Origin of the sequence: Cystobacter fuscus DSM 2262, assembly GCF_000335475.2 — a bacterium.
Taxonomy (GTDB): Bacteria; Myxococcota; Myxococcia; order Myxococcales; family Myxococcaceae; genus Cystobacter; species Cystobacter fuscus.
Genome location: NZ_ANAH02000065.1, coordinates 1 through 11,877, shown reverse-complemented (window position 1 = coordinate 11,877; position 11,877 = coordinate 1). Strand labels below are relative to the sequence as shown.

General features: G+C 67.2%; 9 protein-coding genes and 2 pseudogenes. 3 read left to right on the top strand and 8 right to left on the bottom strand.

Going from position 1 to position 11,877, the window contains the following annotated elements:
* Positions 1-99 precede the first annotated feature (99 nt).
* A complete protein-coding gene (gene carB, locus D187_RS39945; protein WP_002626001.1) occupies positions 100-3,327 on the bottom strand; it encodes a carbamoyl-phosphate synthase large subunit in 3,228 nt (1,075 codons plus the stop codon).
* A gap of 107 nt (positions 3,328-3,434) precedes the next feature.
* Here carB and D187_RS39940 point away from each other — a divergent pair, with 107 nt between their 5' ends.
* Positions 3,435-4,070: a hypothetical protein gene (locus D187_RS39940; RefSeq protein ID WP_002626000.1), complete on the top strand. Its 636-nt coding sequence runs from the start codon at positions 3,435-3,437 to the stop codon at positions 4,068-4,070.
* 82 nt (positions 4,071-4,152) lie between these two features.
* Here the strand turns inward: D187_RS39940 and D187_RS39935 are convergent, their stop codons facing one another.
* From D187_RS39935 to D187_RS39920, 4 genes are read right to left on the bottom strand one after another with little or no spacing between them, the layout of a single operon-like run.
* A complete protein-coding gene (locus D187_RS39935) occupies positions 4,153-5,343 on the bottom strand; it encodes a pyridoxal phosphate-dependent aminotransferase (RefSeq protein ID WP_002625998.1) in 1,191 nt (396 codons plus the stop codon).
* Positions 5,344-5,401: 58 nt separating this feature from the next.
* Positions 5,402-5,881: a pantetheine-phosphate adenylyltransferase gene (coaD, locus tag D187_RS39930; RefSeq protein ID WP_002625995.1), complete on the bottom strand. Its 480-nt coding sequence runs from the start codon at positions 5,879-5,881 to the stop codon at positions 5,402-5,404.
* A gap of 33 nt (positions 5,882-5,914) precedes the next feature.
* Positions 5,915-6,472, bottom strand: coding sequence for a 16S rRNA (guanine(966)-N(2))-methyltransferase RsmD (gene rsmD, locus D187_RS39925; RefSeq protein ID WP_002625993.1), 558 nt, complete (start codon positions 6,470-6,472; stop codon positions 5,915-5,917).
* Positions 6,472-7,509, bottom strand: a complete 1,038-nt coding sequence (locus tag D187_RS39920) for a hypothetical protein (RefSeq protein WP_002625991.1) — start codon at positions 7,507-7,509, stop codon at positions 6,472-6,474. The genes rsmD and D187_RS39920 overlap by 1 nt, the downstream gene beginning before the upstream one ends.
* Before the next feature lie 185 nt (positions 7,510-7,694).
* On the opposite strand from D187_RS39920, the pseudogene D187_RS55985 reads away from it, so the two are divergent.
* Positions 7,695-7,960 (top strand): annotated as a pseudogene (locus D187_RS55985) (AHH domain-containing protein); the annotation flags it as partial.
* A gap of 365 nt (positions 7,961-8,325) precedes the next feature.
* On the opposite strand, the gene D187_RS54420 reads toward D187_RS55985, so the two are convergent.
* Positions 8,326-8,871, bottom strand: coding sequence for an imm11 family protein (locus D187_RS54420; protein ID WP_051256757.1), 546 nt, complete (start codon positions 8,869-8,871; stop codon positions 8,326-8,328).
* A 23-nt stretch (positions 8,872-8,894) separates the two neighbouring features.
* A pseudogene (locus tag D187_RS56570) lies at positions 8,895-10,081 on the bottom strand (AHH domain-containing protein).
* Positions 10,082-10,808: 727 nt separating this feature from the next.
* On the opposite strand from D187_RS56570, the gene D187_RS51100 reads away from it, so the two are divergent.
* A complete protein-coding gene (locus tag D187_RS51100; RefSeq protein ID WP_245591951.1) occupies positions 10,809-11,462 on the top strand; it encodes a hypothetical protein in 654 nt (217 codons plus the stop codon).
* A gap of 206 nt (positions 11,463-11,668) precedes the next feature.
* Here D187_RS51100 and D187_RS57280 read toward each other — a convergent pair.
* A partial coding sequence (locus D187_RS57280; RefSeq protein ID WP_043434021.1) for a hypothetical protein occupies positions 11,669-11,877 on the bottom strand: 209 nt, incomplete at its 5' end.

Below are 11,877 nucleotides of genomic sequence, written 5' to 3'. Positions count from 1 at the left end.
GGTGCCATGCGCCGAAGAGCCGGTCATGCATCGACCGGCTCTTCCCCCGCTCGTCGGCCGCCACCTCTGCCGCGACGGCCCGGAGCGCGTGGGCGACGACTACTTCACGCCGAGGTAGTCCTGCAGCGGCTTGACGGTCTGCTCGGTGTGGGTCAACGACTCCATGGCGCCCACGGCCATGCGGGCCGCCTGCACGGTCGTGAAGTACGGCACGCTGTGCATCAGCGCCTCGCGGCGGATGGAGAAGCTGTCGGAGATCTCCTGCTTGCCGAACGTGGTGTTGATGACGAGGACGATCTGCCCGTCGACGATCTTGTCCACGATGTGCGGACGGCCCTCGGCCACCTTGAGCACCTTCTCCGTCTCGATGCCCTTGGCCGCCAGGTAGTCGTGGGTGCCGCCCGTGGTCACCAGCTTGAAGCCGAGCGCGCGCAGGCGCCGCGCCAGGTCCACCACCGCCGGCTTGTCGTCGTTGCGCACCGAGATGAAGACCTTGCCGCTGCGGGGCAGCTTCACGCCCGCAGCCTGCTGGCTCTTGGCGAACGCCGACGGGAAGTCCGCGGCGATGCCCATCACCTCACCCGTGGACTTCATCTCCGGGCCGAGGATGACATCCACGCCAGCGAAGCGCGCGAAGGGGAACACCGACTCCTTGACGGCCACGTGCTTGAACTCGGGAATGCTCGTGGCGCCCAGCTCCGCGAGCGTCTTGCCCACCATGCACAGGCTGGCGATCTTCGCGAGCGCCACGCCCGTCGCCTTGGAGATGAAGGGCACGGTGCGGCTCGCGCGCGGGTTGACCTCCAGCACGTAGATGGTTTTCCCCTGGATGGCGAACTGCACGTTCATCAGCCCCACCACCCCGAGCTCGCGCGCCAGGGCGATGGCCTGATCCTTCATGCGCTCGACCAGGTCGGGCGACAGCGAGTGCGGCGGCAGCGTGCACGCCGCGTCACCCGAGTGCACCCCCGCTTCCTCCACGTGCTCGAGCACCCCGCCCACCAGCACCGCGCCGGTGCGGTCGGCGACGAGGTCCAGGTCCACCTCGATGGCCTCCTTGAGGAAACGATCGATGAGCACCGGGTGCTCGGGCGACGCGCTCACCGCCTCGCGCATGTAACGCTCCAGGCTCTGCTGGTCGTACACCACTTCCATCGCCCGGCCGCCGAGCACGTAGGAGGGCCGCACCATGACCGGGTAGCCGATGCGCTGGGCCACGCGGAAGGCCTCCTCGTGGCTGCGCGCCACGCCGTTCTCCGGCTGGGTGAGGCCCAGTTTTTCAATCAGCTGCGCGAAGCGCTCGCGGTCCTCGGCGCGGTCGATGGCGTCCGGGGACGTGCCGAGGATGGGCAAGCCCGCCTTCTCCAGGGGCACCGACAGGCGCAGCGGCGTCTGGCCACCGAACTGGACGATGGCGCCCACGGGCTTCTCGCGCTGGGACACCTCGAGCACGTCCTCGATGGTGAGCGGCTCGAAGTACAGCCGGTCCGACGTGTCGTAGTCGGTGGACACCGTCTCCGGGTTGCAGTTGACCATCACCGTCTCGTACCCGGCCGAGCGCAGCGCGAACGCCGCGTGCACGCAGCAGTAGTCGAACTCGATGCCCTGGCCGATGCGGATGGGGCCACTGCCCAGGATGAGCACCTTCTGGCGCGCCGTGGGGGGCGCCTCGTCCTCCTCCTCGTAGGTGGAGTACAGGTAGGGCGTGTAGGCCTCGAACTCGGCGGCGCAGGTGTCCACGCGCTTGTACACGGGGCGGATGCCCTTGGCGTGCCGGCGCGCGCGCACCTCCGCCTCGGTGCACCCGAGCAGCTGGGCGAGGTACTTGTCGGAGAGGCCATCCGCCTTGGCCGCGCGCAGCGTGTCATCCGGCAGCTTGTCCAGCCCACCAAGCGCCTGGATGGACTCGGCCTCCCGGACGAGGCCCTGGATGTGGCGCAGGAACCAGGGATCGATGGCGGACAGCTCGTGCACGTCCTCCACGCTCAGCCCCTCGCGGAAGGCCTGGGCCACGTAGATGGGGCGCTCGGGACGGGGCACGCGCACGTAGTCGCGCAGCACCTTGCGCCGCTCCTCCTTCTCCGTGGGCAGCTCGGGCGCTTCCAGGCCCGTGCGGCCCGACTCCATGGAGCGCATGGCCTTGAGGTAGGCCTCGCGGAAGGTGCGGCCCATGGCCATCACCTCGCCCACCGCGCGCATGCTGGTGGTGAGGGTGCGGTCGGCGTGGGGGAACTTCTCGAAGTTGAAGCGCGGCACCTTCACCACCACGTAGTCCAGCGTGGGCTCGAAGGAGGCCGGGGTGTCGCGGGTGATGTCGTTGCGCAGCTCGTCCAGCGTGTAGCCCAGGGCCAGCTTCGCGGCCACCTTGGCGATGGGGTAGCCCGTCGCCTTGGACGCGAGCGCGCTGGAGCGCGACACGCGCGGGTTCATCTCGATGACCACGATGCGCCCGTCCCGCGGATTCACGCCGAACTGGATGTTGCTGCCGCCCGTGTCGACGCCGATCTCCCGGATGATGCGCAAGGACGCCTCGCGCAGCCGCTGGTACTCGCGGTCGGTGAGCGTCTGCGCCGGGGCCACCGTGATGGAGTCGCCGGTGTGCACGCCCATCGGATCCAGGTTCTCGATGGAGCAGATGATGATGACGTTGTCCGCCGAGTCGCGCACCACCTCCAGCTCGTACTCCTTCCAGCCGAGCACGCTCTCCTCGACGAGGATGGTGGAGTTGGGGCTCGCCTTGAGGCCCGAGCGGCAGATGGCCTCGAACTCCTCGCGGTTGTAGGCGATGCCGCCGCCGGTGCCGCCCAGGGTGAACGAGGGACGGATGATGGTGGGAAAGCCCACCTCGTCGATGAGGGCGAGCGCCTCCTGCATGTTCGTCGCGTAGCCGCTCTTGGGCAGCGCCACGCCGATCTTCTGCATGGCCGCCTTGAAGAGCTGCCGGTCCTCGGCCTTGTTGATGGCCTCGAGCGACGCGCCGATGAGCCGCACGCCGTACTTCTCCAGGATCCCCTGCTCGGCGAGCGCCTTGGCGAGGTTGAGCGCCGTCTGGCCGCCCATGGTGGGCAGCACCGAGTCGGGACGCTCCTGGGCGAGGATGCGCTCGGCGACCTCGACGGTGATGGGCTCGATGTACGTCCGGTGAGCGAACTCGGGGTCCGTCATCACCGTGGCCGGGTTGCTGTTGAGCAGGACGACCTCGACGCCCTCCTCGCGCAACGCCTTGATGGCCTGGGTCCCTGAGTAGTCGAACTCGCACGCCTGCCCGATGACGATCGGGCCCGAGCCAATGACGAGAACCTTCCGGATATCATTTCGCTTAGGCATCGAGGGGGGGCCCATAGCACGTTCGCCCGCGCTTGCACGAACTCGTGTGAAGGGGTCGGTCCCCCGCCGGCCTCTGGTAGGCTCCGCGTCGATTCTCGTGAGGTCCCATGCGCTGCTGGTCCCTGCTCCTGCTGCTGTCCGCCGCTCCCGCCCTCTCCCAGGAAAACCCGCCCACCGAGGCCCCGCCCGCCGAGGCACCCGCCGCGGAGGCGCCCGCCTCCGAGAGCCCCCGGCCTTCTCGCCGTCGCTCCCGGACCCGGTCCGAGGCCCCCGCCCCGGCTCCCACTCCCACTCCCACTCCCGCTCCCGCTCCCGCTCCCGCCGAGGAGGTGCCCGAGCCGCGGCCCACGTCACGAACCGGGAGCGAGCCGGAGCGCATTCGCAAGGAGGCGCACGCACTGGTCGACTCCCTGCTCGCCGGAGATGTCCGGGGCTCCGTGGGGTACCTGGCCTTCCCCTTCCAACTGGAGGAGCGGCGGTTCGACGCGCCCGAGTCCCTGGTGGCCACGTGGGTGAAGGAGCTGCGCAACAAGCGCACGGACCTCGTCACCCTGTACGACATCGAGGTGCTGCCCTACGCGGAGCTGGAGAGGAAGTACGGCAAGCCCCCTGCCCGGCTGGGCGCCGTCATCCCGCGGGGGACCGAGGTGTACGCCGCCGTGGCCAACCTGTCGGGGCACGCGGCGGTCATCCTCTACCGGCAAACCGACGACGGCTGGAAGGCGTTCGCCTACACGGACTGAAGCCAGGCGGCGGCCCTCGTACGGGAAGTGCCCCCCGCCGTCCACTCGGGTTGCGGCCGAGCAAGCCAGCGGGGGGGATGCCTCAGCGTACGGAGGCGGTGAACTCCCGGACGCGCTCCAGGCCCTTGCGCAGCTGCTCGCGCGAGGTGGCGAAGCTCACGCGGATGTTCGCGTCCACGCCGAAGGGCGCGCCTGGGACCGCGGCGACCCGGAAGTCGTTGAGGAGGATCTCCGACACCTGGAGCGAGCCCCGCAGCGGCGTGCCCTTGTACGAGCGCCCATAGAGGCCCGAGATGTTGGGCAGCACGTAGAAGGCGCCCTCGGGCGCGCGGCAGCGCACCCCGTCGAACGAGTTGAGCAGCTCCACCACCATGTCCCGCCGCTCCCGGTACTCCTTCACCATGGGCTCGAAGATGGACTCGGGCCCCTTGAGCGCCGCCACCGCGGCCTTCTGCGAGAAGGACGAGGGGTTGGACGTGGACTGATCCTGGACCATCTGCATGCCGGAGATGAGCCACTTGGGCCCCGCCGCGTACCCCAGGCGCCAGCCCGTCATGGAGAACGCCTTGCTCATGCCGTTGACGACGACCAGGCGCGACACCAGATCCGGCGCCACGTTGCCGATGTTGGCGAACTCGCCCGTGTAGAGCAGCTTCTCGTAGATGTCGTCGCTCACCAGCAGGCACTCATGCCCGCGCACCGCGTCGGCGATCTTCGCGAGCGTGTCGCGCGACAACACCACGCCGGAGGGGTTGCTCGGGCTGTTGATGATGAGCGCCTTGGTGCGCGGCGAGAGCGCCTTGCGGATGACCTCGGGGTCCGGCGCGAAGCCGTCCTCCTCGCGCGTCTCGATGATGATGGGCTTGCCCCCGGCCAGCTGCACCATCTCCGGATAGCTCACCCAGTAGGGCGACAGGATGATGACCTCGTCCCCCTCGTTCAAGAGCGCCTGGAAGATGTTGTAGAGCGAGTGCTTGGCGCCCACCGACACCAGCACCTGCTCCGGCGCGAAGGTGAGGTGGTTGTCGCGCTCGAGCTTGGCGCAGATGGCCTCGCGCAGCTCGGGGATGCCCGCGGTGGGCGTGTACTTGGTGAAGCCCTTGCCGAGGGCATCGATCGCCGCCTGCTTGATGAAGTCGGGCGTGTCGAAGTCGGGCTCGCCCGCGGCGAAGTTCACCACGTCCACGCCCTGGGCCACCAGCGCCTTGGCCTTCGCGGTGAGGGCGAGCGTGGGGGACGGTTTGATGGCCTTGAGCCGGTTCGCGAGGTTCATGATCGACCTGGGAAGAGAAAGAGGAAACGGTGGAGACAACGGCGGTGGGCACCCTGCCCTACTTCTTCGTGTACTTGGCGCGCAGGGCCTGGAAGACCCCGGGAGGCACCAGCCCCTCCACGTCTCCGCCGAACAGCGCCACCTCGCGCACCAGGTTCGACGACACGTAGAAATAATCCTCGCCCGTCATCATGAAGACCGTCTCCACGCCGGGGGCGAGCTTGCGGTTCATGTTCGCGAGCTGGAACTCGTATTCGAAGTCCGACACGGCCCGCAGGCCGCGCAGCAGCACGTTCACCCCACGCGCCTTGGCGTACTCCACCAACAGGCCATGGAAGGCATCCACCTCCACGCGCGGGTCCGGACAGGCCTCGCGGATGAACGCCTTGCGCTCCTCCTCGGTGAACAGCGGCGTCTTCTTCGGGTTCACCGCCACGGCGACGATCACCCGATCGAACATCTGCAGCGCGCGATGGATGATGCTCAAGTGACCGTTGGTCAGTGGATCGAACGAGCCTGGATAGATGGCGATACGCATGTCGGTTCAGTCTCGACGCACCCCGGCAACGGGTCAAGCAATGCGGAACAAGCTCACCAACGTGTCGCCGAACCGGCGCTGATCCACCCGGGTGAAGCCCGCGTGGGCCTCGGGCGCGGGCTCGCGCTTGTCGTGCTCGATGACCACGGTGCCCCCCTCGGCGAGTAGTTGGTGGGCCGAGAGTCCCTCCAGCACCGTCTCCACCACGCGCGCCGCGTAGGGCGGGTCGGCGAAGATGAGCTGGAAGCGGTCCGCCCTGCGGCCGAGCGTCTCCAGGGCGCGCGCCACCGGCTGGGCGAGCACCTCCACGCGGGCCGAGAAGCCCAGGGTGTCGGTGTTGGCGCGGCACAACGCCAGGGCCTCGCGATCCGAGTCCACCAGCACCACGCCCTTGGCCCCGCGCGACACGGCCTCCAGGCCCAGCGCGCCCGTGCCGGCATACAGGTCCAACACCCGCTGCCCTTCCAACCACTGGCCGAGCACATTGAAGAGTGTCTCGCGCACGCGATCCGCCGTGGGGCGGATATGCTTGGAGGTCGCCTTGGGCCCCGCCAGGGCCCGTCCCTTCGCACTGCCCGCAACAATCCGCATCAATCTCCCCGGTTCTCGGCGAGGAAGAGCATGGACTTCCAGCCCGTCCGGCTCGCGCCCAGGGCCTCCAATACCTCGGAAGCCTCGGCGAACGTGAGCGCCTCGAGCCGCGAGGCGTCCGCGGACTCCAACGGTGACAGTTGTCCACCCAGCACCCCCAGCAGTTCCCCCGGCGTCAGTCCCGCCTTGTGCGCCTTCTGCTCCAGGCTCTCGCGCTCCGCGGCGGGCCGGACGGCCAGCGCCAGGCGCTCGAAGGGCGCCGCGCACTCCACCTTCTTCACCCCCGCCGCCACGTACGTGGGCAGCACCCGCGTCGAGCGCCGCCCCGCCTCGCCCACGGAGATGCCCAGCCCGTGCTGCCCGGCCAGGTCCACCAGGGAGCGCAGGAACTGCACGTCCTGCACCTCCTCGCCGAGCACCGACTCGGAGACGCGCAGGAAGCGCAGGCCCGGCATCCGCGGCGCCAGCCCCTCCAGGAGGAGGCGCGCGCCCTCCAGCTCCTCGCCCTCGGGGCCGCCCGGCAGGGAGACTTCCAGGGCGAACTCGCGCTCGACCAACGTTTCCGACAGCCGGAGCACCGCCTCCACCGCGCCGCTGGCGGGCAGCCGCGACACGTCCAGCGCGACCAGGGAGAAGCCGGTGTCCACGAGCCGGAAGAGCCCGTCCTTCACGGGCGCCAGGCTCGCCGGGGCCGTGCTGGTCACGCGCACGGGCCCCGCCTGGAGGAAGAGCGGGCGCGCGTGACCATCGGCCTCGGCCACCTCCTGCACGGCCGCCACGAAGCGCTCGGCGGCGCCCCGGTCCGCGAGGGGATGGGGGCACACGAGCCCCAGCACGGCGTCCTCGCCCCGGGCGGCGGCGAGCAGGCCGGGCAGCATGGGCCGGGCGGGCACGGGCAGGCACGGCAGCGCCGCCGGGGCGTTCTCCAGCGCCAGGGAGAGTTCGCGGGGACTGAGCACGGGCAGCCGCGAGGCGGGGCCCAGCCGGCTCACCACGCTCGTCGGCCGCAACGTCAGTACCTTGTCGAGCACGTTCATCCGGCGCGCAGAATCATCTTCCGCCCGGGCCGCCGCAACATTCCCGTAGCGCTTCCGTTCAGCCCCTTACCCGTACGCCCGTACGGGGGTCGGGTTCACCGCCGGACAGGGCGAGAGGCCCGGGGTTGCACCCGGGGACGGGTATTCAAGGGAGGATGGGGAAGCCAGGAGGCGTCTCCATGAAGGTCACCGTCGCCCTCGCTCCCGGCGCGGTCGCCACGACGGCTCGGGCCATGAGCGGCGCCGCGGCCAAGGCGCCTTCCAGTGGCTTCAGGGCGTGGGGCTCGTTCAGCGGCTTCAAGAAGGCCATGGGCCCGGCGCGTCCCGAAAAAGAGTGGCACCACATCGTCGAAAGACCCCGGGCAACGTGAAGCGCTTCGGGGCCAAGGCGTTTCACAACACCGAGAACATCATTCCGTTGGAGAACGCGTTCACCAGCGCCGCGACGTCCAGCCCGCTCACCGTCGGCAGCGTGATGGTCAGTCGCGCTTCGCCACGGGCCACCACCTCAATCTTCACTGCGGCCGAAGGAGATGGTGTCAGAGCCGCCGCGCCGCTGCTGCGGCGGCGTCCCACAGCTCAGCCGGCATCCCCCGCCCGCGGCGGCCTGCCGCCACTGCTCAATCCGCTCCCGGAGCTTCTTCAGCTCTGCCTCCGAACCCGTCCTGCGCACCATCTGTCCGTCCTCTCGAATCCACTCGGGTGGACCCCTCGCGGTAGCAGCGGGCCGGTCGCCATTCACGCACCCTTGCCGGAAGGACACGATCTCCATGCGAGCAGGCCGGCCGGTGAGCTGCTCGGTGCGGAAGGCCCCAGCTACACTTCGATGAACCTGGCGCCGGTGAGGCCTTCTTTCTCTATGGCCAGTTTGACGCGCTCGGAGACGATCAGCACCACCGTCCAGCCCCATGGACGGAAGATATTGGCGTCTTCCACTTTCGTTGGATCAATCTTCAGACCGGCGACGTTACGGTAGTGACCTACCCTTTCGGGATCCCCGTGCCTGGGCTCCCAGAAGGCAATTTCTTCGCATCGAGCCTCATCAACGCACCGGATGATGCGGAGCGCATTGAGGATGAAGTACGGTTCCGCTTGGCCTTCCACCCGTGCCGGGATGAACTGTACCTCGCTCTGAATTCCCAACCGTTCGCAAAGGTAGACAAAACGACGACTCACAATAGTTGCAGACGCTGACTCCGTATAATCGAGCGCTAGCCCGGGGTAGCGCACAGACAGGAGTGGCATGCCTTCCAGATGTACAGGTCTCCCTTGTTCGAGTTCCCAAGGAATGATTCTGTTCCCCTGAGTATCGAGGGGGCCTTGGATGTACCATCGCCCCGGAACATGCACATCACCCCGCATGTCGTAATGTCTAGATTTTATGCTCATGGTTTCTTTGTGACGAGGTTGTTGAGAGCCGATCCTGGCTTGCAGATCTCGCTCGCGAGTTCGTTGAGCGCCTCGGTCAAATTCGCCTTACATTCGCTCGTTGTCCCACATTTCCTGAGTGCAGCTCTCAGCCTGTTGTAAACCTTCTGGTGGTACTCCTCGGGATGAGGACCTTTGTGGTCGATGACAAAGAGCCTATTCGCTGGATCGTTGAGACTCATGCCGGCTTGCTCGAAGAGAAGCTCAAACTGTGGAGTCCAAGGGCCACCTCTGACCTCGGCGATGTCGTTCTTGTTGGTCGCCACGTGATGTTCCGGAGCGTCGCCCTTGCTGTTGTCCTCTCGGCAGCCCCCCGTTGTCCGAGCGGCCTTGAGTACTGGGGCGTGCCGAGCCTTGCCCACAACCCACCTCCACCCGGCGCCTTGGGCACCTGCGGCAGTTTCCCCGCCAACCGCCCCAGAGCTATCGTCACAAGGACTCTCAGCGCCGTGCCGCCTATCTTCGGGCCAAAGTTCTGGGCGGCCTTGTCCAGTTGCTCGAAGTTCCGCGCCGCCTCGGCCTCCAGGTACAGCTGCTTGACCGCCATCGCCACGTTCATGATTTCCGTGGCGCCATACGTGACCAAGAGCCATATCGTGACAGCCGCCACGAACCCCTTGCTCAGAAGGGGATCGGGTGCCACAAGAGCCCAGAGATACAAACCCATGGAAACAGTCAGGGATACAATGAAGGCGGGTGAGTTGAACAGCTCCTCGGCCGCCTCGCGCGCGCCCTCTCCCATATACTGAGGGGAGAGCCTCAGCGCCTGGAAGAAGCGGCTGTTTTCCAGGTTGGCTGGCAACACGAGGGTAGACGGTCCCTTCCCGAAAAGCTCTTCATAGTCCTTGCGAATCGTCTCCTGCCACTCTGGAGCGGCAGTGCTGACCAGTCGTGTCCCCACACTCGCGACCCATGTCCCCCCTGGGTACCGTGGCGGAGGCAGTGGCTCCTTCTTGCCGTATTTCGCTTCGAAGGCTTCACGGATGGCCCGCCCGTCCTCCCGGGTCAGCGGTGCCTCGCCCTGGTCGGGCGAGAGCCTCTCGAAGATGAGCTGGACCCCCTTGCGCCCCCCGCCGCCGTCGTACTCGCGCACCTCAACGGGCTCGAGTGCCCCCCGGCCGGGCGGGGCGCCTCGAGCCAACATCGGTATCAGCAGCAGTCACAGGGCCTGGGTGACGAGCTGACGCATGACCGACTCCTCCTGCCCCTCGGGGCTCCCAAGGGGCGTGAGCCGGGGATTGTCCACCCCCCATAGGATTGGGAGGCAAGACCCCATTTTCAGGACGCATGGGGTTGTCGGAGAAGCAGAGACAGGAGGCGCTGGAGTACGTGCGAGCGCGCCAGCAGCAGGGGTGAGCGTGGAGGAAGCGGAGAAGGAGTTGGGAATGAGCAGCTGGACGCTCAGCCGGTCGGGAAGCACGAGGCGCCGAGCCGGGCAGCAGCAGCCCGCGAAGGCGGCGTTGGTGCCCGTGGAGGCGAAGGCGGAGCGAGCCCCGGGGCGAGGAGGGGGGGCTGGTGGTGCACGGGCCTGGGGGAGTGAGGGAGGAAGCCGCGAAGGGTCAAGGTCTGGTGCCCTTCGAAGCCGGGCAAGCACTCAAGCGATGGGAAGAAGGTACCTGGGCCCTCGATCCCGAGTAAGCCACGCGACATGACCTCTCCGGGTGGTCATGTGCCATGACCTCTTGAGTCACGTCCGATGATCTGCTACGACGCACCTACTTGCGAAGTAAGGAGGTCGCGTGACGGACGAGCAGAGCATCACGGGTGGTTGGATGGGACCCTTCCACCTCGTCAGGCGGTGCGAAGAGGTGGGGCCGGACCTGGGCCTTCTCTATGAAGCACGGCATGTGGGCACGGGGACAGCGGCCTTGATGCTGCGACTGGGAGAGCACGTGGACTGGCAGCCCGAGGGCCCGTGGCGGGTGCAACTCACGTGTCGGCCGACCCCCACCCGGGTGACCTTGGAGGTCAAGCAGGCGCCCTCCCCTGCGCGGGTGTCTGAACTGGCCAACATCCTCGTCCTGATGGCGGCCTCGGTCGAACGCGTGGAGAACAACGCCCAGGTCCAGGCCCACCTCGCACGAGGCTCGGCGGGATTCGTCAAGCAGTGGGCGGAACGTGCTCGCCGCCTCGGGAGTTCCTGGAAGGGGGTCGCGGTCGCGGGACTGGCCGTGGTCACCCTGGGGTTCTGGCTCCACGAGGCAAGGGATACTGGAGGCGCGCGGGTCCAGGCCACGTCCGCTCCGACACCAACCAACACCTCGGAAGTCAATGCACCCCATATGGCCAATGGCAGTGAGCTGTACGAGGGACTCATCGCCTACCCATTACCCTCGAAGCCATTCAAGGATCAGGCGACAGCGCCATGCAGACTCAAGGCGGGCGAAGTGGAGATCAATGGTGGTTGCTGGGTAGAACTCGCCTGGAAGCCTCCTTGCACGGAACTTCAGGCGGAGTACCAAGGTAAATGCTATCTTCCCACTTCAAAGAAACGGGACCGATTGCCCCAATCCAGCCATCCCTGAAACGCGAAGCTCAGCGGCAGCTGACCCGCACGAAGTTTCCCATCACGAGAGGTGGGTCCGTGCAGGGCAATCCGCCTTTCAAGGCGAAGGAGAGGGGTTCATTGTATTAGCATCGGGACGAGGTTACTTCGCACCGCCTCGTACTCTGCCTTCACCGGCCCCCCGCCCGCGCCCCTCCTCCTGGGAGCAGTACAAGAGAGAACGCTTCAGTAGTAACACTGCAACCGGTCGTGCACGCCATCGAAGTTGAAGTCCATGTCACCTACCATGTATTGATCTTCCGAGATACCGTTGCCATAGCACTGAAGCCGGTCGTGCACGCCATCGAAGTTGAAGTCCATGTAGACGCAATTGCCACGACGAACCGCCAGGTTGTCCAACCCATCACCATTCCAGTCACCTACCAGGTATTGAT

Coding starts and splice junctions, on each gene's coding strand:
- carB (WP_002626001.1), bottom strand. CDS start 3,327: ATGCCTAAGCGAAATGATATCCGGAAGGTTCTCGTCATTGGCTCGGGC.
- D187_RS39940 (WP_002626000.1), top strand. CDS start 3,435: ATGCGCTGCTGGTCCCTGCTCCTGCTGCTGTCCGCCGCTCCCGCCCTC.
- D187_RS39935 (WP_002625998.1), bottom strand. CDS start 5,343: ATGAACCTCGCGAACCGGCTCAAGGCCATCAAACCGTCCCCCACGCTC.
- coaD (WP_002625995.1), bottom strand. CDS start 5,881: ATGCGTATCGCCATCTATCCAGGCTCGTTCGATCCACTGACCAACGGT.
- rsmD (WP_002625993.1), bottom strand. CDS start 6,472: ATGCGGATTGTTGCGGGCAGTGCGAAGGGACGGGCCCTGGCGGGGCCC.
- D187_RS39920 (WP_002625991.1), bottom strand. CDS start 7,509: ATGAACGTGCTCGACAAGGTACTGACGTTGCGGCCGACGAGCGTGGTG.
- D187_RS54420 (WP_051256757.1), bottom strand. CDS start 8,871: ATGCGGGGTGATGTGCATGTTCCGGGGCGATGGTACATCCAAGGCCCC.
- D187_RS51100 (WP_245591951.1), top strand. CDS start 10,809: ATGCTGCGACTGGGAGAGCACGTGGACTGGCAGCCCGAGGGCCCGTGG.